A 23,941-nucleotide genomic window follows, 5' to 3' on the forward strand; every position below is an offset into this window, starting at 1 on the left:
ACGCCAGCATTGCTCCGCGGCCTAGTCGATGCCCCCTGGAGCCTCGAGCATCGCCGGCGGACGGCGGCTGACCCAACGGGTCAGGCCCTCGTGGGCATGGGCCAGTTGCAGCACCGCCAGGTCGGCCTGCGCCGGGCCGATTATCTGCAATCCCATCGGCAGGCCCGCCGCGCCGAAGCCGATCGGTACGCTGATCGCCGGCAAACCGGCCAGGGTCGGGCCGATCACCACCTCCATCCAGCGGTGATAGGTGTCCATCGGCCGCCCGGCGACCTGCCGCGGCCACGCCGTTTCTGCATCGAAAGGAAACACCTGGGCGCTGGGCAGCAAGAGGAAATCGTAACGTTCGAACAGACGCGCCAGCGCCCGATACCAGTCGCTGCGATCCAGCGAGGCGCGATAGACCTCGGTGGCGCCGAGGCCGAGCCCGGACTCCACTTCCCACTGCGCCTCCGGCTTGAGCCGGACGCGCCGTGCGGGATCGGCGTAAAGCTCGCCAAGCGAGCCCTGCACCAGCCACTGGCGATGGACCAGCCAGGTGCGCCACAGGCGCTCCAGGGGATAGTCCGGCAGGCACGCCTCGACGTCGCAGCCCAGCTCGGCGAAATCGCCCAGCGCGGCTTCGCAAAGCTCCAGCACGCCCTCCTCCATCGGCAGGTAGCCGGCGTAGTCGCCGAGCCAGCCGAGCCGGGCTCCGCGGAAATCGCGCCCGAGGTCGTCGGCGAACCTGCGCGGATCGTCGCGCAACGACAGCGGACAGCGCGGATCGTAGCCGGCCTGGGTGGCCAGCAGCCGGGCCAGGTCCGCCACGCTGCGCCCCATCGGGCCTTCGGTGGCCAGTTGCTGGACGAACAGTTCCGCTTGCGGGCCGTGCGGCACCCGTCCCTGGGACGGGCGGAAGCCGTAGACGTTGTTGTAGGCGGCGGGGTTGCGCAGCGAACCCATCATGTCGCTGCCGTCGGCCACCGGCAGCATGCGCAGCGCCAGCGCCACCGCCGCCCCACCGCTGCTGCCGCCGGCGATCCGCGCCGGATCGTAGGCATTGCGGGTGGTGCCGAACAGCGGGTTGTAGGTCTGCGAGCCGAGCCCGAACTCCGGTACGTTGGTCTTGCCGATGACGATCGCACCGCTGCTCTTCACCCGCTCGACGACGATGGCGTCGTGCTCCGGCACCTGCCCGGCGAACAGCGGCGAACCCAGGGTGGTAGGAATGCCGGAGGTGGCGGCGAGGTCCTTGATCGCCTGCGGCATGCCGTGCATCCAGCCCAGCCATTCGCCGCGCGCCAGTTGCCGGTCGCGCTCGTCGGCCTGGGCGAGCAGGCGGCTTTCCGCCTGCAGCGAGACGATGGCGTTGACCCGCGGGTTGAACCGTTCGATCTGCGCCAGGTAGGCCTGCATGACCTCGCGGCAGGACAGTTCGCGTCGGCGGATCGCCGCGGACAGCGGCAGCGCGTCAAGCGCGACGATTTCCTCGTGGCCGTCGCTTCGATGGCGGGTGGCGCTCATTCACAGACTCCTTGCCGGCTTGCCCAGGGCCGGTTCACGGGGGCGCGGGGCGGGCGTCGCGCCCTCCCGCAGATAGAGGGTGGCGAGCAGCCCGAGGAAGGCCGCGCCGAGCACGTAGAACGCCGGCGCCACTGGCGAGCCGCCGACCTCGGTGAGCCAGGTGACGATGAACGGAGCGAAACCGCCGAACAGCATCACCGCCAGGTTATACGCCACCGCCAGGCCGGTGGAACGCACCCGCACCGGAAACTGCTCGGCCACCGCGGTCGGCGCCGGGCCGAAGAAGCCGCCGATCGCCGTGCACAGCAACAGTTGCATCAGCAGCAGGCGCCCCAGGCTCGGCGCCGCGGCGACCCAGGCGAACAGCGGATAGACCATGAGCATGAAGGCCAGGGTCGCGACCAGCAGCACCGGGCGCCGCCCGACCCGGTCGGAGAGTCCCCCAGCCAACGGGATCACCAGGGTCATCAGCGCCACCGCAGCCATCTGCACCATGAACACCTCGTCCAGCGGCAGGCCCAACTGCTTGTGGGCGAAGGTCGGCATATTCACCAGCACCACGTAGAAGGACACCGTGCCGATCACCGTCAGGCCCATGCTCACCAGCACGCTGCGCCGGTATTCGCGCAGCACGCCGAGCAGCCCCTGGCGCTCGTCGGGCTCCCGGATGGCTTCGAGGAAGGCCTCGGTCTCGCCCATGTAGCGGCGGATCCACAATCCCACCGGACCGATCAGCAGACCGAACAGGAACGGCACCCGCCAGCCCCAGCTCTCCAGGGACTCGGCGTCCAGGCAATGGGTGACCAGCGCGCCCATCCCCGCACCGGCGAACACCGCCAGGCACTGGCCGAACAATTGCCAGGAACCGTAGAGACCGCGCCGGTGCGGCGGCGCGCTTTCCACCAGGAAAGCCGTGGCGCTGGCGTACTCGCCGCCGGTGGCGAAACCCTGCAGCATTCGCGCGATCACGATCAGCAACGGTGCGCCGACGCCGATCGCCGCGTAGGTCGGGGCGAAGGCGATCATCGCGATGGACAGCGTCATCAGCAGGATGATCAGTTGCATCGCCGCCTTGCGTCCCCTGCGGTCGGCATACAGGCCGAGCAGGACCCCACCGACCGGACGCATGAAGAAACCGACACCGAAGGTGGCCAGGGCCATCAACAGCGAGGTGTACTCGTCGCCGGAAGGGAAGAACAGCCTGGCGATCAGGCTGGAAAGGAAGCCGTAGACGATGAAGTCGTACCACTCCAGGGCGTTGCCGATCACGGCAGCCGCCACCTGGCGGGTACGCGAGGTACCGCTCGGGCAAGCGTGCATGGGAATCTCCTGGTAACCGGGGGAATGCCGGCGCGGCTCAGGCCGCGCCGTTATTGGCGGCAGTCAGTCGAAGGCCGGACGCCGCGGGGGCGGCCAGCCAGGTCTCGGCGAGCGCGCCCCAATAGGCCGCGCCCCGGACCAGGATGTCGTCGTTGAAGTCATAGGCCGGGTTGTGCACCATCGGCCGTCCTCTGCCGTTGCCGATGAACAGGTAGCTGCCGGGGCAGCGCTGTAGCATCCAGGCGAAGTCCTCGCTGCCCATCAGCTTCGGCGTGTCGCCGTCGACCTGCTCCGCGCCGGCCAGCTCGACCCCGACCTGGCGGGCGAACTCGGTTTCCTCGACGCTGTTGACCAGCACCGGATAGGCCGGGTAGTGCTCGATGCTGGCCTGGCACCCATAGCTGGCGGCCTGCAACTCGATGATCTGGCGAACCCGCTGCAGCACCTGCTCGCGCACCTGGCCGTCGAGCGCCCGCAGGCTCAGGCGCAGCACGGCGCGCTGGGGTATGACGTTGGCCGCCTCGCCGGCCTGCAATGCGCCGACCGTGACCACCGCGGCCTTCTGCGGATCGACGTTGCGCGCCACCACGCTCTGCAGGGCCATCACCGCGCTCGACGCGGCGAGCAACGGATCGACGCTCAGGTGCGGCATCGAACCGTGTCCACCGACGCCCTCCAGGGTGACGCTCAGCAGGTCCTGGGAAGCCATCATCGGTCCCGCGCGGAAGCCCAGGTGCCCGGCCTCCAGTCCCGGCATGTTGTGCATGCCGAACAGCGCATCGCAGGGAAAGCGCTCCAGCAGCCCGTCGGCGAGCATCGCCTCGGCGCCGCCCTGGCCTTCCTCGGCGGGCTGGAAGATCAGTACCAGGGTGCCGTCGAAACGCCGCGTCGCCGCCAGGTAGCGTGCCGCGCCGAGCAGCATCGCGGTGTGTCCGTCGTGGCCGCAGGCGTGCATGCGCCCGCCGTGGCAGCTGCTGTAGCCGAGCCCCGTGGCCTCGACGATCGGCAGCGCATCCATGTCCGCTCGCAGGCCGAGCCGCCGCGTACCGTCGCCCTGGCGGAGGACGCCGACCACGCCGGTGCGGCCGATCCCTTCGTGCACTTCGTAGCCCCAGCCGCGCAGGCATTCGGCGACCAGCGCGGCGGTGCGTCGCTCCTCGAAGCCCAGTTCGGGATGGGCGTGGATGTCCTGGCGCAGGCTACGCAGGTCGCCGGCGACCTCCTCGAGCCAGGCCACGATGTGTCGATGTCGAGCCATGCCGTCTCTCCTCTGGCCGGATTGCGCTCCGGTCTTGTTGGCGGGAGGCCCGGACGCAAGACCGGCCGGGCGTGGTCACAGCTAAGCGCGGCACGCGGCGAAGGACAACGGAAGGCGGTTCCACTGGGTGGAACCCAAGGCCCGCGCCGCCCTCCGCCGGTACGTCAGAACTGTTCCGGCGGCACTTCGCGGAAGTTCAGCACGGCGAACACCGGTACCTCGGGAGTGATCGAGGGAATATTGGCCATCTCCTTCAAGGGCTTGAGCTTCTCTTCCAGGTCGAAGTCGAGCAGCTTCAGCAGCACCGGCTCCAGGGTCGCCACCTGGACCAGCCCTTCGCCCTGGCGGGTGACCAGCACGTCGGCCTTCAGGCGGCGCTGCTGGCCGTGCAGGTCGAGGGTGAAGTCGAGCTTCTCGACCCGCGACTGGCCGACCCGCAGGTCGTCGAAGCCGGCCATGTCCAGGCGGCTCTCCACGGTGGCCTCGGGGAAGCGCGAGGTTTCGAAGAAGTTGTCCTTCATTCGCTCGTCGCGCAGGGCCAGGCCGCTGTCCAGGGTGCCCAGCGGCACCACGATGCGCGCGACGCCCTGCTTGTCGATCTGGCCGCTGAGACGATCGAAGCGCTGCACCTCGGCCATCTTCGCGCGTTTCACGGAAACGAAGCTGATCCGCGAGTAATCCGGCTCCAGTTGCCATTCCGCCGCCGACAGCAGCGGGCTGAGGAGCAATAACAGGACACACAATACAACAGGCATTCCACCTCCGGCTTCGGGCCGGCGCCGTCCCTCGCCCCGCGCCCCGACATGCGCCGCCGGTCAGTCCGGCAGCCTGTCCGCCTCGGGCATGAGCCGGCATCCCTCGCGCGGGCCCAGCCAGGCGGCCGTCTGCGTACTGCCGAGGCCGCGGGCGGTCACCCGGCGGCGGGCTTCGTCGTCGAAGAAGCCGCTGATCGGCACGTACTGTTGGGTATAGGCCCGGCAATAGTCCGCGGAGTTCCCCATCACGTAGCGGCAGGAGCAGTACTCCTTGGCCGTGTAGGCGCCGATGATGGCGGGAAAGGCCGCCAGGTGGATGCGGTTCTGCCAGGCCCACGCGAGGGCAGCGAGCAGCCCCAGGACGAACAGGAAGAGCAAGGGATGGCGACGGATCATGGCCGCGCCTCCCCGGCGAACGCCGCCTGTGCCAGGCGCAGGAATTCGTTGTGGCGGAAACGCCCGTCGCGGTCGTCGGCGTAGCGCACGATCACCAGCTTCTCCTCGGGCAGCACGTAGAGCGCCTGGCCCCAGTGGCCGAGCGCGGCGAAGGCGGTCTCGGCGACGTCCGGCCAGGGCGCCGGCGCGCCTTTCACCGCACGGTTCAACCACCACTGGCCGCCCGGCACCGCCTCGCCCTCCTCTTCCGCGCTCGGCCGGTAGCGGGCGAAGGGCGTCAGGTTGAACTCGACCCATGCCAGCGGCAGCAGTTGCCGCTCGCGCCAGCGCCCGTGGCGCTGCATCAGCAGGCCGACGCGCGCCAGGTCGCGGGCGCTCATGTAGACGTACGACGAGCCGACGAACGTGCCGGCGGCGTCTCGCTCCCATACCGCCGAACGGATGCCCAGCGGCTCGAACAGCGCGCGCCAGGGGTACTCGGCATAGTCCGCGCCGAGCATGCCGTGGAGGGCCGCCGCCAGCACGTTGCTGTCGCCGCTGGAGTAGCGGAAACGCCGGCCCGGCGGCCGGGCCTGCGGGGTTTCGGCGACGAAGCCGGCCATGTCGTCACGCCCACGGGTGTAGAGCATCGCCACCACGGAGGACTTCAACGGCGCGAACTCGTAGTCCTCCTGCCAGTCCAGCCCGGAAGACCAGTTCAGCAGGTGGCGCAACGTCACCTCGGGATGACGGGCGAACGGCGGGTAGTAGCGCGCCACCGGGTCGTCGAGCTGGAAGCGCCCTTCGCCCTCGGCGACGCCAAGCAGCGTGGCGAGCAGGCTCTTGCTCACCGACCAGGTAAGGTGCGGGGTCTCTGCACGGCTCGGGCCGGCGTAGCGCTCATAGACCAGGCGACCGTCGCGGATCACCACTACCGCGTCGGTGCGGATGCCTTTGCGACGAACATCGTCGCGACGACCGAAGGCATAGCGCTCGAATGCCTCCAGCGCCGGCCCCGCGGGCTGTTGGGCACGGGGCCAGTCGGTGTCGGGCCAGTCTTCGGCCAGGGCAGGGAGGGCGAATACCAGGGCCAGCGCGGCGAGGGCGCGGCGGGACAACGGCAAAGCGGGCATCGGCGGGCCCTCTCGACGGTCGAGGGGCAACCCTAGCATGGCCTCGATGACGCCAGGAAGCGCGGACTCAGCCTGGCATGCGGTAGTCGTCCGGGCCGAGCAGGTCGATGCCGCACTCGAGGTTCTCGATCCAGTAGAGGAAGGCGCTGATCATTTCCTTGCCGACGAAGGGCCGCCCGTGTTGCGGCACGATCATCTCCACATCCATGTCCCGGACCATCCGCGCCCACAGGCGGCAGATCTTGTTCGCCGCCATGTAGCGGCGATGGAATCCGTCCATGTACTGGATATGCGCGGCGAAATCGCTGACCGGCGCCGCGTCGTCCACCAGCGAGGCGCCCATATCGCCCGAGAAAAGGATCTTGCTCACCGGGTCGTAGAGCTGGAAGTTGCCCACCGAATGCAGGAAATGCGCGGGGATCGCCTTCAACGAGCAGTCGCCGAGAGCGATCGCCTGGCCGCGGTCGGGCAACGGCATGACCCGGTCGTAGGTGTTGATGCCATGGCTGACCGCCAGGTAGTTGGCCGTCAGGTGCGGCAGGAAGCGCGCCCACAGCTTGGAGCAGATCACCCGGGCGCGGGTGTGCAGCAGCCACTTGTCGAGGGCGGCGATGATGTCCGGGTCCTGGTGCGAAGCGAAGATGTAGTCCAGCTCCTGCAGCGGAAAGCGTTTCGACAACTCCAGCGAGAGCGGCGTGTAGGTCAGGTCGCCGCCGGGATCGAGCAGCAGGTACTGGCCGTTGTCGACGATCAGGAACTGGTTGGACTGGACCCCTTCGCCGCTGACGAGGTCATCGAAACACAGGCACTGGTGGCTGCCGTTGTCGAACAGCACGATCGGTTCGCGTCGCATGGTCGGTGAAATCTACTCTGTGCAGGCGCCGAGGAGCATTCCTCGCCGGATGCTGCGCAGGGTAAGCGCCTGCGGCGCGGCGCCTCACTGACCTGGGTCAAGCCCGAGGCGGGTCAAGGCCTTCTCCAGGCGAACTTTGCGGGCCCCGTTGGCAATCGCCAGCAAGCCGCGATCGCGTTGCCACAATGCCTCCCAGGTCGAGGCGTTGGCGGCGAAGGCGGCATCCAGTTGCCCCTCCAGCGCCGAGAACTGTTCGAACAGCCCAGCCAGTACCGCCTGGGTGCCGACGCAGGCGACCGGATGCCGCGCGACCTCGGCGCAGCCGCCGAGGATGCCGGCCAGGCGCAGCAGCAGCGGCGAGGGCCAGCCGCATTCATGGCCGACCCCATAGAGCCAGCCGACCAGCGCCGCCAGCACATGGACATCCTCCAGCAGGCGGAACGGCCTGACGTAGTCGTCCCAACCATCGCCGGGCAGGCGCTCGCAATGGGCACCGTCGAGCAACAGGCGGGAATGCGGCACATCCGGCATCAGCGGCAGCGCCGGCAACGCCTCCAGGCGCGCCCCCGGGGCGCCGGCCAGGACCACCGTCATCGACAGTCGCGGCGGCTGCCCCGGTGCCTCGTCGCGGGCGGCCACCAGCCACCAGGAGGCGCTGTCGCCAGCGGTGACGAAATCCTTTTGTCCATGCAGGACCAGCCCCTCCAGGCGGGTCTGCAGGTCCGCCGGGCGCACGCTGCGCTTCTCGGTCACGCACAGCGCGCCGAGACCTTCCGGCGCCGCCGGCCAGAGCGCGCGCAGGGCCGCCTGGTAGCCGGCGAGGAAGGCCAGGCCCGGACTCGCGGCCAATCGTCCGCCGAGCACCGCCCGCTCCAGGGTGCCAAGACCGTCGGCGCGCGCCAGGGCGGCGGCGTGCCAGTCTTCCAGGGAGCCTTCGGTGGGCAGGCGGTCGAGCGGGCCGAGCAAGCGTTGCCAGGACATGGCGGACTCCAGTGTGGAATGTGTCGGAACCGGCATCCTGCCGAGGGTGCCAGCGTTGAACAACGGCGCGTTACATCCGGCGACAATGTCATACAAGCATCACGCCCCTGTCACAGGGGTGACACCGCGCCTTCCTAGCCTGAGCTTGCACAACAAAGCCGAGCGGCCGCAACCCGCGGCGCCGGCCCAAGGAGGCCCAGGCATGACCCAGACCGCCATTACCCGCGAACCCGTCGCCGGACGCCGCCTGAAGGCCGAGCGCCTGAACGGCGCCCGCGCCCTGCGCGAGGCCCAGGCCCTGCGCTACCGCGTATTCAGCGCCGAGTTCGACGCCAAGCTCGAAGGCGCCGAAGACGGCCTCGACCGCGACGACTACGACCGTCACTGCGCGCACATCGGCGTCCGCGACCTCGACAGCGGCGCCCTGGTGGCCACCACCCGGCTGCTCGACCATCGCGCCGCCGAACGCCTCGGGCGCTTCTACAGCGAAGAGGAGTTCCACCTCTCCGGCCTCGACGCCCTGCACGGCCCGGTCCTGGAGATCGGCCGCACCTGCGTCGCTCCCGAATACCGCAACGGCGCCACCATCGCGGTACTCTGGGGCGAACTCGCCGAGGTCCTCAACGAGGGCGGCTACCGCTACCTGATGGGCTGCGCCAGCATTCCCATGCGCGACGGCGGTATGCAGGCCAAGGCGGTGATGCAGCGGCTGCGCGAACGCTACCTGTGCACCGACTACCTGCAGGCCGAGCCGAAGAACCCGCTGCCGCCGCTGGACGTCCCGGAAAACCTCACCGCCGAGCTGCCGCCGCTGCTCAAGGCCTACATGCGCCTGGGCGCCAAGATCTGCGGCGAGCCTTGCTGGGACCCGGATTTCCAGGTCGCCGACGTGTTCATCCTGCTCAAGCGCGACGAACTCTGCCCGCGCTACGCCCGCCACTTCAAGGCAGCGGTCTGATGGCGCGGCTGCGCCTGCTGCTGCGCAGCGCACGCCTGCTCGGGCTGGTCGCGCTCGGACTGGGCCTAGCCGCTTGGGTCAGCCTGCGCGAGCGGCTGCCCGGCGCCGACGTCACGCCGCTGCGCCAGCGCCTGACCCGCTGGTGGCTGGCGCGCCTCTGCGCGGCCCTGCCCTTCGAGGTCAGGGTCAGCGGCGAAGCGCCCCGGCAACCCATGCTGTGGGTAGCCAACCATGTGTCCTGGACCGATATCCCGCTGCTCGGCGCCCTGGCGCCGCTGACCTTCCTGTCCAAGGCCGAGGTGCGTGCCTGGCCGCTGGCCGGCTGGCTGGCGGAAAAGGCCGGCACCCTGTTCATCCGCCGCGGCTCGGGCGACAGCCGGCTGATCAACCAGCGCTTGGCCGAACAACTGCACCGTGGGCGCAACCTGCTGATCTTCCCGGAAGGCACCACCACCAACGGCGAAAGCCTGCGCACCTTCCACGGTCGCCTGATGGCCAGCGCCCTGGAAGCCGGCGTGGCGGTGCAGCCGGTGGCGATCAGCTACCGCCGCGACGGCGTGCCCGATGCGCAGGCGCCGTTCATCGGCGACGACGACTTGCTCAGCCACCTCGGCCGCCTGCTGCGCGGCGAGCGCGGCAGCGTGCATATCCAGCTGCTGGAACCGATCCCCAGCCAGGGCCTGGACCGCGCCGAACTGGCCCGCCAGGCCCAGCAGGCGGTGCGCCTGGCGCTGTTCGGCACTGCCGCCCCTACGCAAACCCGGCGCGCCGCCTAGTCGCGCTTGGGCGGCACCGCCAGCACGTCGCACGGCAGGTCGCCGAGGGCCGCCTCGGCCACGCTGCCGATCAGCGCGCGGCGGAAGCCGGTCAGGCCCTGGGTGCCGAGCACCGTCAACTGCGGCGCCTGGCGGCGTACCTCGGTCATGATCACGTTGATCGGCAAGCCTTCGCCGACGCGCAACTGGATGTCCTCGCGGCCCAGCCCCAGGCCGGCGACGTAGTCGCGCAGCTCGACGTTGGCCTTGAGTTCCTCCTGGTCGACGTAATGCTCGACGCGGTCTTCCTTGATCCCCGAATAACGCATCATGCCCTTGGCGAACGGCTCGAAGGCATGCAGCGCGGTAAGGCTGGCGGCGTCGAGGAAGCCGAGCTGGCCGGCCATCTGCACCGCGCGCGTCGAGGTCGGCGAGAAGTCCAGCGCCAGCAGCACCCGGCGGTACTCCTCTTCCGGCGCACCGGCCGCGCGCAGCACCGGGATCTTCGCATTGCGTACCACCCGCTCCAGGGTGGTGCCGATGAACAGGTCGCGCAGCGGCGTGTGCCGGTGCGCGCCCATCACCAGCAGGTCGGCGCCGATCTCCTCGGCCACCGCGTTGATCACCACCACCGGATCGCCGACCCGCACGATCGCCTTGGACTCGACGCCGAGGCGCTCCTTCAGGGCCTGTCCGTTCACTTCCAGCAGGTTGGCGATGGCCAGCCGTTGCGGCGCGATCAGCACCGGCGGCTGGTCGTCGTCGAGCACGTTCAGCACGGTCAGTTCGGCATTCCTCGCCTTGGCCAGCGCCGCGGCGCGCATGACCGCCAGCTCGGAACGCGAGGACAGGTCGGTCGCCACCAGGATTCGTTTCATCTTCCACCTCCATTGGCAGAGCGTTGAACGTCGGCCCCATTGAACGATCGACGCGACCGCTGCCGGTTGATGTGCATCAAGCGGATGCTTCGGACTGAAACAATTGATAGGTGATTCCGCCGACCGGGCCAATGGCCGCTGCGCCAGGCTCAGCGCTGGCTCAGGGCGAAAGCCTGGAGTTGCGGGTAGAAGGCGCGGAAATCCGCGCTCAGGTCATCGTAGCGCTGGGCCAGTTCTTCCCAGGAACCGTCCAGCAGGTGCGGTCGCGACAGCCTCCGCGACATACCGCCCAGCACTTCGCGCAAGACCGCGAACTCGCGGTAGCTGCCCAACCAGTCCTGGGCCGCCATCCGCGGCGCGATGCGCGCCAGGCGCTCCGGCAGCAGCGAGGCGGTGCGCAGGGTGCCGTAGACCCGCTCGACGAACTGCGGCAGCGGTTCGTCGGCGTAGTCGTTCCAGTCGCGCGCCAGGCAGTGGTCGAAGAACACGTCCAGCAGGACGCCGGCGAAACGCCGGCGCTCCAGCGGGAAGCGCCGCTTGGCCGCATGCACCAGTGGATGGCTGTCGGTGAAGGCGTCGATGCGCCGGTGCAACTGGATGGCCCGCTCGATCTCGCCCGGCCATTGTCCCTGCAGGCGGCCCTTGACGAAGTCGCCGTACAGGCTGCCGAGCAGTTGGGCCGGTTGCGGGCCGCCGAGGTGGAGATGCGCGAGGTAGTTCATGCGGGCTAGCTTACCCCAGGGACGGAACGGTCGTTTCGATCATCGTCATCAGCCCTGTCGATAGCGACTATCGTCGCAATCGATCCCCATATCGTCCCACACCGATATATAGTTCGTCCCAACCCGATATGGACGGCCAACGGACCACCGCCATGCCACTGGACATCGACGAAATCATCAAGGCTCTCTCCCACCCGGTGCGACGCGACATGCTGCGCTGGCTGAAGGAACCGGAGAAGTACTTCGTCGAGCAGGACCACCCGTTCGAGATCGGCGTCTGCGCCGGCAAGTTCGACCAGCGTACCGGTCTCTCCCAGTCCACCGTGTCGGTACACCTCGCCACCCTGCAACGCGCCGGTCTGGTGACCAGCCGCCGGGTCGGCCAGTGGAATTTCTTCAAGCGCAACGAGGAGACCATCCAGGCCTTCCTCGACCAACTCGGCGACGAGCTGTAAGCAGCACTCGCTTCCACCCCACCACCTCGCAGTCCAGGAGCTCGACCGATGCCGGCGTCTCTTCTCGTCCTCGCTTTATCCGCCTTTGCCATCGGTACCACCGAATTCGTCATCATGGGCCTGCTGCCGCAGGTCGCCGGCGACCTGCGGGTATCCATTCCCAGCGCCGGCTGGCTGATCAGCGGCTACGCCTTCGCCGTGGCCTTCGGCGCCCCGTTGATGGCCATGGCCACCGCCCGCCTGGAACGCAAGAAAGCCCTGCTCGCGCTGATGGGCATCTTCATCGTCGGCAACCTGCTCTGCGCGGTGGCCGCCAACTACGGCCTGCTGATGCTGGCGCGGATCGTCACCGCGCTCTGCCATGGCGCCTTCTTCGGCATCGGCTCGGTGGTCGCCGCCAGCCTGGTGGCGCCGAACCGCCGCGCTTCCGCCGTGGCCCTGATGTTCACCGGCCTGACCCTGGCCAACGTGCTCGGCGTGCCGCTGGGTACCGCGCTCGGCCAGGAAGCCGGCTGGCGCGCGACCTTCTGGGTGGTGACCCTGATCGGCGTGGTCGCCTTCGTCGGCCTGGCCAGGGTGCTGCCAAACGACCGCGAGGAAGAGAAGGTCGACCTGCGCCAGGAAATGTCCGCGCTGAAGAACCCGTCGCTGTGGCTGGCCCTGGGCACCACCGTGCTGTTCGCCGCCTCGATGTTCGCCCTGTTCACCTACGTCGCGCCGCTGCTCGGCGAAGTCACCGGGGTCAGCCCGCGCGGCGTGACCTGGACCCTGCTGCTGATCGGCGTCGGCCTGACCGTCGGCAACGTGATCGGCGGCCGCCTCGCCGACTGGCGCCTGGGCACCACCATGGCCGCGGTGTTCGCCGCCATGGCGCTGGTCTCGGCGCTGTTCAGCTGGACCAGCCAGGCCCTGCTGCCGGCGGAAATCACCCTGTTCTTCTGGGCCGCCGCCGCCTTCGCCGCGGTGCCCGCGCTGCAGGTCAACGTGGTCCGCGTCGGGCATGCCGCGCCGAACCTGGTGGCGACCCTGAACATCGGCGCCTTCAACGTCGGCAACGCGCTCGGCGCCTGGGTCGGCGGCAGCGTCATCGACCACGGCCTGGGCCTGACCCGCGTGCCGCTGGCCGCCGCCGCGCTGGCCGCGCTGGCGCTGCTGGCCACCCTGATCGCCTTTTCCGGAAACGGCCGCGCCCAGGCGCAGCCGGTCCTCGATTGATCCCCTGTCCGTCTATTCCCTAGTGGAGGATGTTCCATGGCTACTCTGTTCGATCCCATCGTGCTCGGCGACCTCGAGCTGCCCAACCGCATCGTCATGGCGCCGCTGACCCGCTGCCGCGCCGATGAAGGCCGCGTGCCCAACGCCCTGATGGCCGAGTACTACGCCCAGCGCGCCGATGCCGGCCTGATCCTCAGCGAGGCCACCGCGGTCACGCCGATGGGCGTGGGCTACCCCGACACCCCCGGCATCTGGTCCGATGACCAGGTCCGTGGCTGGAGCAACGTGACCAAGGCGGTGCACGCCGCCGGCGGGCGCATCTTCCTGCAACTCTGGCACGTCGGGCGGATTTCCGATCCGCTCTACCTGAATGGCGAGCTGCCGGTGGCGCCGAGCGCCATCGCCGCCGAGGGGCACGTCAGCCTGGTGCGCCCGAAGCGTCCCTACGTCACCCCGCGCGCGCTGGACACCGAGGAGATCGCCGACATCGTCGAGGCCTACCGCCAGGGCGCCGAGCGGGCCAAGGCCGCCGGCTTCGACGGCGTGGAGATCCACGGCGCCAACGGCTACCTGCTCGACCAGTTCCTCCAGGACAGCACCAACAAGCGCACCGACCGCTACGGCGGCTCCATCGAGAACCGCGCGCGCCTGCTGCTGGAGGTCACCGACGCGGCGATCTCCGTATGGGGCGCCCAGCGCGTCGGCGTACACCTGGCGCCGCGTGCCGACTCCCACGACATGGGCGATTCCAACCGCCTGGAAACCTTCAGCCATGTCGCCCGTGAGCTGGGCAAGCGCGGCATCGCCTTCATCTGCGCCCGCGAAGCGCAGGCCGACGACAGCATCGGCGTAGCCCTGAAGAAAGCCTTCGGCGGACCCTACATCGCCAACGAGCAGTTCACCCTCGACAGCGCCAACGCCATCCTGGCCAAGGGCGACGCCGATGCGGTGGCCTTCGGCGTCCCCTTCATCGCCAACCCGGACCTGGTCGAACGCCTGCGCCAGGGCGCCGAACTGAACCCGCCGCGCCCGGAAACCTTCTATACCGGCGGTACTGAAGGCTACCTGGACTATCCGACCCTGGCCTGATCGCGCCAGCCAGGAAGAGCCCGCCACGCTTGTCGTGGCGGGCTCTGTGCTTTGCCCGTCTAGCGCAGGCGGAAATACGGCTCCGGCTCCGCGCACGGATCGCGCTGGGCGCAGCCCTTGCAACCGCCGCCGCAACCGCCCGAGCTTTGCGCAGCCACCCGCTCGACCTTGCCGAGCGCGATCAGCCGCTCCAGGATCGCCTCCACCAGCGCCGGCGGCGCGTCCACCTGGCGGCTGAGCTGTTTCAGCCCACGCGCCTGGCCGTCTTCCAGGGCGGCGCGGAGCTGCATGAGTGTCGCCATCAGTGACATCCTCCCTGCCCGCTCGGGGCATCGGCCATTCGGCCTGGCAGTTGCAGTACCTGCTCACGGCCGAACAGACGCAGGCAGGTCATCAGGATCAGGTTGAAGAGCAGCACCACGGCGATGGTCAGGACGCTACGCTCGGGGTGCGCGGCGAAGGTGGCGACCTGGTAGCAGAGGGTCGCCAGCGAGTAGGCGACGTTCAGCCCCCAGAGCACCGAGAAAGCCATCCAGCCCTTGCTGCTTTCCCGGGCGATCGCGCCCATGGCGGTCACGCAGGGCACGTAGAGCAGGACGAAGACCAGATAGCTGTAGGCCGCGATGGGGCTGCCGAACTTGCTCGCCATGGTGCCCATCGAGCCGGTCTCCATGTCGCCGTCGGCCATGCTCGCCTCCACCGGGTTGGCCAGCACGCTGAGGCTGAAGGTATCGACCAGGCCGTCCCAGGTCTCGACCAGGGCCTCGCGCAGTTGCCCGGGCAGGTCGTAGCCTTCGTAGTCGAAGGCCTCGCCCTGGATCTGCTCGGCGGTGTAGAGGGTGTTCAGGGTGCCGACCACCACTTCCTTGGCCATCGCCCCGGTGACCAGGCCGACGGTGGCCTGCCAGTTGTCCGGCTGCACCCCGAGCGGCGCCAGCAGCGGAGTGAGACGCTGGCTGACGCTGGCCAGCGCGGAATGGCCGATGTCGCCCTGCACCGGCTTGCCGTCGAGGGTGATGCTGTTCAGGCCGCCGATCACCAGGCTGACCAGGATGATCACCTTGCCGGCCCGCACCACGAAGCCGCGCAGGCGCGACCAGGTCTGCAGCAGCAGGCTCTTAAGGTGTGGCACATGGTACAGCGGCAGTTCCATGACGAACGGCGAGGCCTCGCCGCGCATCAAGGTGTGCTTGAGCAACAGCCCGGTGAGGATCGCCACGACGATGCCGAGCAGGTACAGGGAGAAGATCACCAGCGCGCCGCCCTGGCCGAAGAAGGCCCCGGCGAATACGGCGAAGATCGCCAGGCGCGCGCCGCAGGACATGAACGGCGCCATCATGATGGTAATCAGCCGCTCGCGCTGCGCGTCCAGGGTCCGCGCGCCCATGATCGACGGTACGTTGCAGCCGAAACCGACGATCAGCGGCACGAACGACTTGCCCGGCAGGCCCAGCGCCTGCATCAGGCGGTCCATGACGAAGGCCGCGCGTGCCATGTAGCCGGAATCCTCGAGCAGCGAGAGGAACAGGTACATCAAGCCGATCTGCGGCACCAGCGGCAACACCGTGTTGACCCCGCCACCGATGCCCTGGGCGAGGAACACCGTGAGCCAATCGGGCAGGCCGAAGCGGATACCCAGCCACTGGATGCCGTCGATGAAGATCGCCGACGAGCCCTTGTCGAAGATCGGCTGTAGCGCCCCGCCGATGTTGATGGCGAAGAAGAACATCAGGTACATCACCAGCAGGAAGATCGGCAGACCCAGCCAGCGATTCAGGACGACCCGGTCGAGCCATTGGGTCAGCCGGTGCGGCTGAGCCTGCTGGTGGTCGCAGACCGCCGCACAGATCTCGCCGATCAGTCGGTAGCGCGCATCGACGATCGCCAGCTCGGGCTCCTCGCCGCAGCCCTGGCGCGCCTGTTCCAGGGTGGCGGGCGGCAAGCCCAGCGCCGGGCCGTTGAAGATGTCGCCTTCCAGCGCCTGCAACGCCAGCCAGCGCGGCTCGATGGCCGAGGCCGCCGGAGCGCGCGTTTCCAGAAGGTAGCCGACCTGCGCCTGGATGGCCGGTGGGTAATCCACCGCCAGCGCCGCCTGCGGGAGCTGTAGGGAGTCGATGGCCGCCTTCAGTTCGTCGATGCCATCGGCGCGGGTGGATACCAGCGGCACCACCGGGCAGCCGAGACGCCGCGCCAGACCGTCGATATCGATGCGGATGCGCTGGCTACGGGCGATGTCGAGCATGTTCAGCGCGACGATGCAGGGGATGCCCATCTCCCGCAGTTGCACCGTGAGGTACAGGTTGCGCTCCAGGTTCGCCGCATCCACCACGTTGACCAGCACGTCCACTTCGCCGCTGGCGATGTAGCGGCAGGCGATCTGCTCGTCCAGCGAGGCCTGGGCGGAAACGCTGGTCAACGAATAGGTGCCGGGCAGGTCGACCAAGCGTACCGCGTGACGGACGGTATGGAACGCACCCTCCTTGCGCTCCACGGTGACGCCGGCCCAGTTGCCGACCCGCTGGCGCGAGCCGGTGAGCTGGTTGAACAGGGTGGTCTTGCCGGAGTTGGGATTGCCGATCAGGCCGAGGGTCAATGCGGTCATGGGGATTCCGGGCGGGGTCAGTCGAGCGGGACGAGGGTCAGCAGGGCGAGGTCCTTGCGCCGCAGCGCCAGGCTGGTCTGGCGGGTCTCGACCTGGATCGGGTCGCCCAGCGGGGCGATGCGCACCACGCGCAGCGCCGCGCCGGGCAGAAGCCCCATGGAGAACAGGCGTTGGCGATAGCCGTTGCTGATGGCGGGGGAATAACCGGTGATGCGGTAGGAACGGGACGGTTGCAGTGCGCTCATGGCGGATTCCAGGCAGAGGAAGGGACCAATGGCCTCCCTGGCCGGTGACCGAGAATCTAAACGACTCTCACTTAAGGCTCGCTTAAGGACGCAGTATCGGAGTGGAGGAGCAGCGGATTCGCTGATCCAGAGCAATGGAAGCGGGGATTTTCGCCGGGCGCGGCGAACTGTCGCCGCCAGCGCCCGGTGCGACGGGCGGCTGGCGGCGCAAGGGGTCAGCGGGTATTGAGCTGCTGCTGCAGGTTCTGCACCTGGGCCTGGAGGGTGTTGATGTTGCGCATCACCTGGGTGCGGAAGGCGTCGAACTCGGCGGTATTGCCGCCCTGGGCCGGGCGGTTGTCGAGCTGGCTGCGCAATACCAGCAGGTCATCCTGGATACCCTTGATCGTCTGGCTCGGGTTGCCCTGCTTCTTCAGCGCCGCGACATCGCCGCCGAGGGCCTTGAGTTGCTCGTTGGTCTTGCCCAGTTCGACCTGCAGGGCTTTCAGCTTCTCCTGTTCGGCGGCCAGTGTCTGCAGCTTGCCGTCCAGTTGCGCGACCAGTTGCGCCGCGCTTTCCTGCTGGGCCTTGAGATCGCTGGCCAGTTGGTCGAGGCGTTTGCCCTGGCCGCCGAACTGGTTGCTCACATCGGCCTGCTGGCGTTCCTGGCTGCCGAGTTTCTCCTGCAGTTGCTTGACCTGCAGGCGCAGAGCCTCGCGTTCGCTGGTGACGCTGGACTCGCTGGCGACCACCTTGCCGCGAATGTCGTCGAGGCGCCCGGCGGCTTCCTCGCTGATCCTTACGAAGCTTTCCTGGGTCGCCACCAACTGCTGTTCCATCAGGCTGATTTGCTGGTGGCTCCACCAACCCACCCCGGCGAGGGCGATCAGCATCGCCCCGAGCAGAGCCCAGAGCGGGCCGGTAGAGGCCGGACGGCGCTCCTTGGTGTCGACGACCCGGCGCTGCTCCGGTTCGTAGACGTGCCGCGGGTGGTGGCCGAATTCATCACGGTCGGCAGCATCGGTGGTCAGGCTGGGCACATCGTCGAGTTCGTCGAAAGCATCGTTACGCATGGTGAAAACCTGTGAAGGGGAACGGCATCCTGCCGGAGGCCTGGAGAAAGGGCCGAATGGCGCATTATATCGGTTCGGCCCCGCCCCTTCAGCGTCTGCTCGAAGCAAATTGCCGGACCGGGGCGCTCCACCGCGAAGCCGTGCGCCCCAAGACGGAGCGAACGTTGTCCGGCACAGACCGCCGCAGGCCGCCAGCGGTTCCCCGCCCCGCACGCCGGCGCTGGTCCGCGGCCCGCATGGCACGTCGCTTGCCTGGGCATTGCCGGGCAGATTCGAGAGCCGGAGGATGCATGGAGTTGAACAAATCCTTGCTGGATTGCATGCGCGCCGTGCGCCGACGCCTACGCGAGGAACAGGCGCTGGATATCCACTTCCAGCAACGCGATGCGATCGCCGCGATGCAGGCGGCCTGCGCCCGCTCCGGCGATGCGACGACGCGGGAGCTGGGACAGCGCCTCGGCAGGCTCAGCGGGGTCGCGCTGCCGCCGGCGGAACCTTCCCTGTTGCCCGCGCAGGCGCCGAGCCGACAATACGCCGGCCCGTTGCGCGGCTGATCAGAGTCCCTGGGCGCGCCACCAGGCGCAGAACTCGTCAAGCGCGGTCCACAGGCTGACCCGCGGGTCGTAGTCGAGGTATTCGCGGGCGCGGTTGATGTCCAGGGTGAAGTTCTTCGCCATCACCGCCATGCCCAGGCGGAACAGCACCGGCTCCGGGCGCCCCGGCAGGATCCGGCAGACGCCTTCGTTGAGCGCCGCCAGGCCATAGCCGACGGCATACGGCAGGTGACCGCCGACCGGCGGCAGGTCGAGCTGGCGCATCACGTAGTTGACCGCATCCCAGAACGGTACCGGCTGCCCGTTGCTGATGTTGTAGACCTTGCCCAGCGCCGGCTCGCCGGCCAGCAGGCAACTGAACAGCGCGTCGTTGAGATTGTGCACGCTGGTGAAGTCGACCCGGTTCAGGCCGTTGCCGAGGATCCGCAGGCGTCCCTTGCGGTGGGCCTGGATCATTCGCGGGAAGATGCTGGTGTCGCCGGCGCCGACCACGAAGCGCGGACGCAGCGCCAACACTTCCAGGCCCAGGTCGCGGGCGCTGAGCACCAGTTGCTCGGCCTGGTACTTGGTCGCCCCGTAATGGTCGGAAAAACGCCGGGGTACGTACTCTTCGTTCAGGTCCAGGTGGTCGCGCCCGTCGAAATAGATCGACGGCGACGACAGATGCACCAGGCGCCGCACCTTTTGCCGCATGCAGGCCTCGACGACGCTCTCGGCAAGCCCGACGTTGGCCGCCAGGAAGCGTTCGCGCGGTCCCCAGACTCCGACCGCGCCGGCACAATGCACCACCGCCTCGACATCCTCGCAGAGGCGCAGGACCAGCGCCGGGTCGGCGAGGTCGCCGGGAACGAACTCGGCGCCCCGCGCCACCAGATGTTCCACCGCGTCCGCACGACGACCGCTGACCCGTACCGACAGGCCCTGCTCCAGGGCGAAGCGAGCGAAACGCCCGCCGATGAAGCCCGTCGCCCCCGTTACCAGAATCCGCATTGCGTTTCTCCCGTTGTTCTTCTTGTGCCGCGACTCTAGCAACCCGGAGCCGCGCCACCACTGGCACAGCATGCCAGAACAACGACCTTGCGGGCCGCCGGCACGACTTGCGTTGGGCGACAGAAGCGGCGCTGCGCGCTACAAGGTCTAACCTGAAAGCCACCTGCACGCTGGGAGACGCACCATGGCCAGTCACTGGATGATCTACGGCGCCAACGGCTACACCGGCCGGCTGGTCGCTGAACAGGCGCAGCGCGAGGGCCTGACGCCGCTCCTCGGCGGACGCAACCCGGCCGCCCTGCACGCGCTCGGCAGCCAGCTCGGGCTGGAGTGCCGGGTCTTCGACCTGGGGGATCCGCAGGCCTGCCGCGAAGCCCTGGACCAGGTGAAGGTGGTGGCCCATTGCGCCGGTCCGTTCTCTGCCACCAGCACGCCGATGATCGCCGCCTGCCGCGCCGCCGGCACCCACTACGTGGATATCACTGGAGAGATCGCGGTGTTCGAGCAGGCCCACGCCGGCGACGCCGAGGCCCGCGAGGCCGGCATCGTGGTCTGCCCGGGCGTCGGCTTCGATGTGATCCCCACCGATTGCCTGGCTGCCTGCCTGAAGGAGGCGCTGCCGGACGCGCAACGGCTGGCGCTGGGCTTCGACACCGGCAGCGGGCTTTCGACGGGAACCGCGAAGACCAGCGTCGAAGGCCTCAAGTTCGGCGGCAAGATCCGCGAGAATGGCCGCCTGCGCGACGTGCCGCTGGGCTACAAGCGCCGCGACATCGATTTCGGCCGCGGCCTGCGGCACGCCGTGACGATTCCCTGGGGCGACGTGGCCACCGCCTACTACAGCACCGGCATCCCGGACATCGAGGTCTACCTGCCGGCGCCGCCGCTGCTGGCCCTGGGCATGCGCCTGATCGACCCGCTGCGTCCGCTGCTCGGTCGGCAACGGGTCCAGGACTGGCTCAAGGGGCAGGTCGACAAACGCATCGCCGGCCCCGACCAGGCGGCCCGCGAGCGCCTGCGCACCTGGGTCTGGGGCGAGGCGCGCAACGCCCGCGGCGAACGCCGCACGGCGCGCCTGGAGACGGCCAACGTGTACGACCTGACCCTGCACGGCGTGCTCCTGGCAGTGCGCCACCTGCTGGACTACCAGGGTCCCGGCGGCTACTTCACGCCATCGCGGTTGCTCGGCGCGCGCTGCGTCGAATCGTTGCCCGGCTCCGGACGAATCACCGTCATCGGCTGATCAGCCTGACACCCGCACCAAGCCGTCGCCGGCGCGGGCGAGCAGGTGCTCGGTGAGCGACGCGAGCAGTTCGCCGCCGTTGCGCCAGTAGTGCCAGTACAACGGTACGTCGATGACCTGGCCGGGCAGCAGCTCGACCAGTTCGCCGCGCGCCAGCTCGCCTTGCACCTGGCGCTCCGGCACCAGGCCCCAGCCGAGACCGCCGGCGGTGAGGCGGACGAAACCTTCCGAGGACGGGCAGAGGTGGTGGATGAAACCGCCCTCGACGCCGAGGTCCTTGAGAAAGCGGTGTTGCAGCAGGTCGTCCGGGCCGAACACGATCGCCGGCACGCCGGCCAGGGCGGCCGCCTCGACCCCGCGGGGAAAGTGCCGGGCAATGAAATCCGGGCTGGCCAGGCCGCGATAACGCATGGCTCCGAGCAGCAGCGAACGCGCGCCGGCCACCGGCCGCGCGCTACCGCAGACGCAGCCCGCCACTTCGCCCGCGCGCATGCGCTTGAGCCCGACCTCCTGGTCCTCCACCACAAGGTCCAGCAGCACCCGCCGCTCGGCGCAGAAATCGCCCACCGCGGCGGCCCACCAGGTCGCCAGGCTATCGGCGTTGAGAGCGATGCGCAGGCGTTCCGGGGCACCGCCTTCATCCAGGTTCGGCACCCAGCGCTGCAGGTCGCCCTCCAGCAGCCGCACCTGCTGCACATGGTTGAGCAGGCGGCGCCCGAGATCGGTGGGATGCGGCGGCGTCTCGCGCACCAGGACCGGCTGGCCGACCCGCGCCTCGAGCAGCTTGATCCGCTGCGATACCGCCGATTGCGACAGCCCCAGCGCCTGTGCGGCGCGCTCGAAACCGCCCTGCTCCACCACTGCGGCCAGCGCGGCGAGCAACTTGTAGTCGAACAAAATCAGTTTTCCTAATGAGAGATCAGCAGGATTCGTTTTCCTTATAAACCGCCCGCGGCCACACTCGCCAGCACTTTTCCGATCCACCCGACGCGGACCGACCATGGCTGGCGAAACCTCGCTGCGCACCCTGCTGCGCACGCTCACTCCCGAACTCAATCCCGGCGACTATGTGTTCTGTACCTGCGCCGCTGGCGCGCTGCCGAACGGCGCCGAGCCGCTCGCCAGCTTCCGCGAGCGCGAGGGCCTGACCCTGGTGCTCGAACGCCGGCAGGCCGAACGCCTGGGCCTGCCCTACGAATACGTGGCGGCCTGGATCACCCTGACGGTGCACTCCTCGTTGGCGGCGGTGGGCCTGACCGCCGCCTTCGCCACGGCGCTGGCCGAAGCCGGGATCAGTTGCAACGTGATGGCCGGCTATTTCCACGACCACCTGTTCGTCGCCCGCGACGAGGGCCGGCGCGCCCTCGCCGTGCTCCAGCGGCTGGCGGCGGAGGCACACTGACATGTGGCAGAGCTATCTCAACGGCATCCTGGTGGCTGCCGGCCTGATCATCGCCATCGGCGCGCAGAATGCCTTCGTTCTCGCGCAGAGCCTGCGCCGCGAGCATCACCTCTCGGTGGCCGCGCTCTGCGTATTCTGCGACGCGGTGCTGGTCAGCCTCGGCGTGTTCGGCCTGGCCAAGCTGCTGCTGGAAAACCCGACGCTGCTGGCCATCGCCCGCTGGGGCGGGATCGCCTTCCTGACCTGGTACGGGCTCAAGGCGCTGCTTCGCGCCTTGCGCCCGGACGCTCTCGGCAACGCAGCGGAAACCGGGCCACGCTCGCGCAAGGCGGTGCTTCTGGCGGCACTGGCGGTCACCCTGCTCAACCCCCACGTCTATCTCGATACCGTACTTCTGATCGGTTCGCTCGGCGCCCAGCAGGCCGCGCCGGGCGCCTATGCCCTCGGCGCGGCCAGCGCCTCGCTGATGTGGTTCTTCGCCCTCGCCCTCGGCGCGGCGTGGCTGGCCCCCTGGCTGGCGCGCCCGGCCACCTGGCGCCTGCTCGACCTGATGGTGGCGGCCATGATGCTGGGCATGGCCGCGCAACTGCTGTTCCGGGGATAACGCGGTTTCTGTCTTCCCGAGCGAACCCTCGCGCCACCAGGCAGTCCAGAGAGAATGTGGCGGTGTTCGCCGGCGAGCTTGCAGAAGCCCGTCGCAGCGCGCCGCCGCCGGCCTTTGCCCCTACAGTTGCTGCGTGGATATGCCCCGACACGGGTGCTATGATCCGGAGTTCGCGGCACTGGGAGCCTAGGCTCCGAGTCGCACCCGGCGCCCTTTCCGGAGCGCTCCGCCGAACGTCCCCCCGGGGATCCAGGACGGGCTCCCGGACAGGCATCGGACCGGCCCCGTGAACCGGTCGCGCGCTAGCCGCGCCAGTCCTGACCTGAGGAAGAATAGGAGAGACACCATGGCTTTCGAATTGCCGCCGCTGCCTTACGAAAAGAACGCCCTTGAGCCGCACATTTCCGCAGAAACCCTGGAATACCACCACGACAAGCACCACAACACCTACGTGGTGAACCTGAACAACCTGATCCCGGGCACCGAGTTCGAAGGCAAGAGCCTCGAAGAGATCGTCAAGAGCTCCTCCGGCGGCATCTTCAACAACGCCGCCCAGGTGTGGAACCACACCTTCTACTGGAACTGCCTGAGCCCGAACGGCGGTGGCCAGCCCACCGGCGCCCTGGCCGACGCCATCAACGCCGCCTTCGGCTCCTTCGACAAGTTCAAGGAAGAGTTCACCAAGACTTCCGTCGGCACCTTCGGTTCCGGCTGGGGCTGGCTGGTGAAGAAGGCCGACGGCTCCTTGGCCCTGGCCAGCACCATCGGTGCCGGCAACCCGCTGACCAGCGGCGACACCCCGCTGCTGACCTGCGACGTCTGGGAACACGCCTACTACATCGACTACCGCAACCTGCGTCCGAAGTACGTCGAGGCGTTCTGGAACCTGGTCAACTGGGACTTCGTAGCGAAGAATTTCGCTGCCTGAGTCTGATCAGAACCACGAAAAAGCCCGGCATTCGCCGGGCTTTTTCGTTTTAATCTGCGGTCGAGGAG

The 23,941-nt window shown here is 68.7% G+C and carries 26 protein-coding genes; 10 read left to right on the forward strand and 16 right to left on the reverse strand.

Translation table 11 applies throughout. The annotated features are described in order from the left end of the window. Nucleotides 1–21: 21 nt before the first annotated feature. From LJF27_RS12935 to LJF27_RS12970, 8 genes are all read right to left on the reverse strand, one after another. Nucleotides 22–1,506, reverse strand: coding sequence for an amidase (locus LJF27_RS12935; protein ID WP_003123277.1), 1,485 nt, complete (start codon nt 1,504–1,506; stop codon nt 22–24). Next, nucleotides 1,507–2,826 carry a citrate-proton symporter gene (locus tag LJF27_RS12940; RefSeq protein WP_023116750.1) on the reverse strand — a complete coding sequence of 440 codons (1,320 nt, stop codon included), beginning with the start codon at nt 2,824–2,826 and terminating at the stop codon, nt 1,507–1,509. A 37-nt stretch (nt 2,827–2,863) separates the two neighbouring features. Further along, a complete protein-coding gene (locus LJF27_RS12945; RefSeq protein ID WP_023086628.1) occupies nt 2,864–4,084 on the reverse strand; it encodes a M20 aminoacylase family protein in 1,221 nt (406 codons plus the stop codon). Between the two features lie 164 nt (nt 4,085–4,248). Next, nucleotides 4,249–4,839, reverse strand: a complete 591-nt coding sequence (locus tag LJF27_RS12950) for a YceI family protein (RefSeq protein ID WP_003120867.1) — start codon at nt 4,837–4,839, stop codon at nt 4,249–4,251. Nucleotides 4,840–4,899: 60 nt separating this feature from the next. Next, nucleotides 4,900–5,235 (reverse strand): hypothetical protein, encoded by a 336-nt coding sequence (locus LJF27_RS12955; RefSeq protein WP_003093963.1) that lies wholly within the window; start codon nt 5,233–5,235, stop codon nt 4,900–4,902. Further along, the gene (locus LJF27_RS12960) at nt 5,232–6,347 is read right to left on the reverse strand and encodes a serine hydrolase domain-containing protein (protein WP_003101127.1); all 1,116 of its coding nucleotides are present in this window, start codon (nt 6,345–6,347) and stop codon (nt 5,232–5,234) included. Before LJF27_RS12960 ends, LJF27_RS12955 begins: the two co-directional genes overlap by 4 nt. 67 nt (nt 6,348–6,414) lie before the next feature. Next, nucleotides 6,415–7,200: an MBL fold metallo-hydrolase gene (locus tag LJF27_RS12965; RefSeq protein WP_003093967.1), complete on the reverse strand. Its 786-nt coding sequence runs from the start codon at nt 7,198–7,200 to the stop codon at nt 6,415–6,417. Nucleotides 7,201–7,284: 84 nt separating this feature from the next. Further along, complete coding sequence (locus LJF27_RS12970; protein WP_003093969.1) at nt 7,285–8,181, reverse strand: acyl-CoA dehydrogenase family protein; 897 nt, start codon at nt 8,179–8,181, stop codon at nt 7,285–7,287. 202 nt (nt 8,182–8,383) lie between these two features. On the opposite strand from LJF27_RS12970, the gene olsB reads away from it, so the two are divergent. Together olsB and olsA are read left to right on the forward strand one after the other, a co-directional pair. Beyond that, a complete protein-coding gene (gene olsB, locus LJF27_RS12975; protein WP_003093970.1) occupies nt 8,384–9,139 on the forward strand; it encodes an L-ornithine N(alpha)-acyltransferase in 756 nt (251 codons plus the stop codon). Next, nucleotides 9,139–9,915, forward strand: a complete 777-nt coding sequence (gene olsA, locus LJF27_RS12980) for a lyso-ornithine lipid O-acyltransferase (protein WP_003112769.1) — start codon at nt 9,139–9,141, stop codon at nt 9,913–9,915. Before olsB ends, olsA begins: the two co-directional genes overlap by 1 nt. On the opposite strand, the gene LJF27_RS12985 is transcribed toward olsA, so the two are convergent. After that, nucleotides 9,912–10,772 (reverse strand): universal stress protein, encoded by an 861-nt coding sequence (locus tag LJF27_RS12985; RefSeq protein ID WP_003093974.1) that lies wholly within the window; start codon nt 10,770–10,772, stop codon nt 9,912–9,914. The genes olsA and LJF27_RS12985 overlap by 4 nt on opposite strands. A gap of 149 nt (nt 10,773–10,921) precedes the next feature. Further along, a complete protein-coding gene (locus tag LJF27_RS12990; RefSeq protein ID WP_019396759.1) occupies nt 10,922–11,494 on the reverse strand; it encodes an ACP phosphodiesterase in 573 nt (190 codons plus the stop codon). Nucleotides 11,495–11,646: 152 nt separating this feature from the next. On the opposite strand from LJF27_RS12990, the gene pyeR reads away from it, so the two are divergent. Genes pyeR through LJF27_RS13005 form a run of 3 tightly spaced genes read left to right on the forward strand, consistent with a single transcriptional unit; the run spans nt 11,647 to nt 14,253 of the window. Next, on the forward strand, nt 11,647–11,949 hold the full coding sequence (gene pyeR / locus LJF27_RS12995; RefSeq protein ID WP_003093978.1) for an ArsR family transcriptional repressor PyeR: 303 nt from the start codon (nt 11,647–11,649) through the stop codon (nt 11,947–11,949). A 48-nt stretch (nt 11,950–11,997) separates the two neighbouring features. Continuing rightward, nucleotides 11,998–13,164 carry an MFS transporter gene (locus LJF27_RS13000; protein WP_003103801.1) on the forward strand — a complete coding sequence of 389 codons (1,167 nt, stop codon included), beginning with the start codon at nt 11,998–12,000 and terminating at the stop codon, nt 13,162–13,164. A gap of 36 nt (nt 13,165–13,200) precedes the next feature. Further along, nucleotides 13,201–14,253, forward strand: a complete 1,053-nt coding sequence (locus tag LJF27_RS13005) for an alkene reductase (protein WP_003103810.1) — start codon at nt 13,201–13,203, stop codon at nt 14,251–14,253. Between the two features lie 59 nt (nt 14,254–14,312). On the opposite strand, the gene LJF27_RS13010 is transcribed toward LJF27_RS13005, so the two are convergent. The 4 genes from LJF27_RS13010 to LJF27_RS13025 all read right to left on the reverse strand — a co-directional run bounded on the left by LJF27_RS13010 (nt 14,313) and on the right by LJF27_RS13025 (nt 18,152). Then, nucleotides 14,313–14,555, reverse strand: a complete 243-nt coding sequence (locus tag LJF27_RS13010) for a FeoC-like transcriptional regulator (protein WP_003103812.1) — start codon at nt 14,553–14,555, stop codon at nt 14,313–14,315. Continuing rightward, the gene (feoB, locus tag LJF27_RS13015) at nt 14,555–16,855 is read right to left on the reverse strand and encodes a Fe(2+) transporter permease subunit FeoB (RefSeq protein ID WP_003103814.1); all 2,301 of its coding nucleotides are present in this window, start codon (nt 16,853–16,855) and stop codon (nt 14,555–14,557) included. The genes LJF27_RS13010 and feoB overlap by 1 nt, the downstream gene beginning before the upstream one ends. Nucleotides 16,856–16,872: 17 nt before the next feature. Beyond that, nucleotides 16,873–17,100: a ferrous iron transporter A gene (gene feoA / locus LJF27_RS13020; protein WP_003103819.1), complete on the reverse strand. Its 228-nt coding sequence runs from the start codon at nt 17,098–17,100 to the stop codon at nt 16,873–16,875. A gap of 215 nt (nt 17,101–17,315) precedes the next feature. Further along, a complete protein-coding gene (locus tag LJF27_RS13025; RefSeq protein ID WP_003093989.1) occupies nt 17,316–18,152 on the reverse strand; it encodes an ATPase in 837 nt (278 codons plus the stop codon). A 290-nt stretch (nt 18,153–18,442) separates the two neighbouring features. Between LJF27_RS13025 and LJF27_RS13030 the strand changes: the two genes are divergently transcribed. Then, nucleotides 18,443–18,706 carry a hypothetical protein gene (locus LJF27_RS13030; protein ID WP_003103821.1) on the forward strand — a complete coding sequence of 88 codons (264 nt, stop codon included), beginning with the start codon at nt 18,443–18,445 and terminating at the stop codon, nt 18,704–18,706. Here the strand turns inward: LJF27_RS13030 and LJF27_RS13035 are convergent, their stop codons facing one another. Then, nucleotides 18,707–19,696: an NAD-dependent epimerase/dehydratase family protein gene (locus tag LJF27_RS13035; RefSeq protein WP_003103823.1), complete on the reverse strand. Its 990-nt coding sequence runs from the start codon at nt 19,694–19,696 to the stop codon at nt 18,707–18,709. 184 nt (nt 19,697–19,880) lie between these two features. Here LJF27_RS13035 and LJF27_RS13040 point away from each other — a divergent pair, with 184 nt between their 5' ends. Further along, entirely contained in the window at nt 19,881–20,939 is a 1,059-nt protein-coding gene (locus tag LJF27_RS13040; protein ID WP_003093996.1) for a saccharopine dehydrogenase family protein, read from the forward strand. Here the strand turns inward: LJF27_RS13040 and LJF27_RS13045 are convergent, their stop codons facing one another. Beyond that, nucleotides 20,940–21,842, reverse strand: coding sequence for a LysR family transcriptional regulator ArgP (locus LJF27_RS13045; RefSeq protein ID WP_003120877.1), 903 nt, complete (start codon nt 21,840–21,842; stop codon nt 20,940–20,942). It abuts the gene before it with no gap. A 97-nt stretch (nt 21,843–21,939) separates the two neighbouring features. On the opposite strand from LJF27_RS13045, the gene LJF27_RS13050 reads away from it, so the two are divergent. From LJF27_RS13050 to sodB, 3 genes are all read left to right on the forward strand, one after another. Continuing rightward, nucleotides 21,940–22,341 carry an ACT domain-containing protein gene (locus LJF27_RS13050; protein ID WP_003103830.1) on the forward strand — a complete coding sequence of 134 codons (402 nt, stop codon included), beginning with the start codon at nt 21,940–21,942 and terminating at the stop codon, nt 22,339–22,341. 1 nt (nt 22,342) lies between these two features. Further along, complete coding sequence (locus LJF27_RS13055) at nt 22,343–22,945, forward strand: LysE/ArgO family amino acid transporter (RefSeq protein ID WP_003094003.1); 603 nt, start codon at nt 22,343–22,345, stop codon at nt 22,943–22,945. A 346-nt stretch (nt 22,946–23,291) separates the two neighbouring features. Next, nucleotides 23,292–23,873: a superoxide dismutase [Fe] gene (gene sodB / locus LJF27_RS13060; RefSeq protein WP_003094005.1), complete on the forward strand. Its 582-nt coding sequence runs from the start codon at nt 23,292–23,294 to the stop codon at nt 23,871–23,873. The last annotated feature ends 68 nt before the right edge of the window (nt 23,874–23,941 follow it).

This window comes from Pseudomonas sp. 203-8 (genome assembly GCF_020708595.1).
Lineage (GTDB): Bacteria > Pseudomonadota > Gammaproteobacteria > Pseudomonadales > Pseudomonadaceae > Pseudomonas > Pseudomonas aeruginosa.

Coding starts and splice junctions, on each gene's coding strand:
- LJF27_RS12935 (WP_003123277.1), bottom strand. CDS start 1,506: ATGAGCGCCACCCGCCATCGAAGCGACGGCCACGAGGAAATCGTCGCG.
- LJF27_RS12940 (WP_023116750.1), bottom strand. CDS start 2,826: ATGCACGCTTGCCCGAGCGGTACCTCGCGTACCCGCCAGGTGGCGGCT.
- LJF27_RS12945 (WP_023086628.1), bottom strand. CDS start 4,084: ATGGCTCGACATCGACACATCGTGGCCTGGCTCGAGGAGGTCGCCGGC.
- LJF27_RS12950 (WP_003120867.1), bottom strand. CDS start 4,839: ATGCCTGTTGTATTGTGTGTCCTGTTATTGCTCCTCAGCCCGCTGCTG.
- LJF27_RS12955 (WP_003093963.1), bottom strand. CDS start 5,235: ATGATCCGTCGCCATCCCTTGCTCTTCCTGTTCGTCCTGGGGCTGCTC.
- LJF27_RS12960 (WP_003101127.1), bottom strand. CDS start 6,347: ATGCCCGCTTTGCCGTTGTCCCGCCGCGCCCTCGCCGCGCTGGCCCTG.
- LJF27_RS12965 (WP_003093967.1), bottom strand. CDS start 7,200: ATGCGACGCGAACCGATCGTGCTGTTCGACAACGGCAGCCACCAGTGC.
- LJF27_RS12970 (WP_003093969.1), bottom strand. CDS start 8,181: ATGTCCTGGCAACGCTTGCTCGGCCCGCTCGACCGCCTGCCCACCGAA.
- olsB (WP_003093970.1), top strand. CDS start 8,384: ATGACCCAGACCGCCATTACCCGCGAACCCGTCGCCGGACGCCGCCTG.
- olsA (WP_003112769.1), top strand. CDS start 9,139: ATGGCGCGGCTGCGCCTGCTGCTGCGCAGCGCACGCCTGCTCGGGCTG.
- LJF27_RS12985 (WP_003093974.1), bottom strand. CDS start 10,772: ATGAAACGAATCCTGGTGGCGACCGACCTGTCCTCGCGTTCCGAGCTG.
- LJF27_RS12990 (WP_019396759.1), bottom strand. CDS start 11,494: ATGAACTACCTCGCGCATCTCCACCTCGGCGGCCCGCAACCGGCCCAA.
- pyeR (WP_003093978.1), top strand. CDS start 11,647: ATGCCACTGGACATCGACGAAATCATCAAGGCTCTCTCCCACCCGGTG.
- LJF27_RS13000 (WP_003103801.1), top strand. CDS start 11,998: ATGCCGGCGTCTCTTCTCGTCCTCGCTTTATCCGCCTTTGCCATCGGT.
- LJF27_RS13005 (WP_003103810.1), top strand. CDS start 13,201: ATGGCTACTCTGTTCGATCCCATCGTGCTCGGCGACCTCGAGCTGCCC.
- LJF27_RS13010 (WP_003103812.1), bottom strand. CDS start 14,555: ATGGCGACACTCATGCAGCTCCGCGCCGCCCTGGAAGACGGCCAGGCG.
- feoB (WP_003103814.1), bottom strand. CDS start 16,855: ATGACCGCATTGACCCTCGGCCTGATCGGCAATCCCAACTCCGGCAAG.
- feoA (WP_003103819.1), bottom strand. CDS start 17,100: ATGAGCGCACTGCAACCGTCCCGTTCCTACCGCATCACCGGTTATTCC.
- LJF27_RS13025 (WP_003093989.1), bottom strand. CDS start 18,152: ATGCGTAACGATGCTTTCGACGAACTCGACGATGTGCCCAGCCTGACC.
- LJF27_RS13030 (WP_003103821.1), top strand. CDS start 18,443: ATGGAGTTGAACAAATCCTTGCTGGATTGCATGCGCGCCGTGCGCCGA.
- LJF27_RS13035 (WP_003103823.1), bottom strand. CDS start 19,696: ATGCGGATTCTGGTAACGGGGGCGACGGGCTTCATCGGCGGGCGTTTC.
- LJF27_RS13040 (WP_003093996.1), top strand. CDS start 19,881: ATGGCCAGTCACTGGATGATCTACGGCGCCAACGGCTACACCGGCCGG.
- LJF27_RS13050 (WP_003103830.1), top strand. CDS start 21,940: ATGGCTGGCGAAACCTCGCTGCGCACCCTGCTGCGCACGCTCACTCCC.
- LJF27_RS13055 (WP_003094003.1), top strand. CDS start 22,343: ATGTGGCAGAGCTATCTCAACGGCATCCTGGTGGCTGCCGGCCTGATC.
- sodB (WP_003094005.1), top strand. CDS start 23,292: ATGGCTTTCGAATTGCCGCCGCTGCCTTACGAAAAGAACGCCCTTGAG.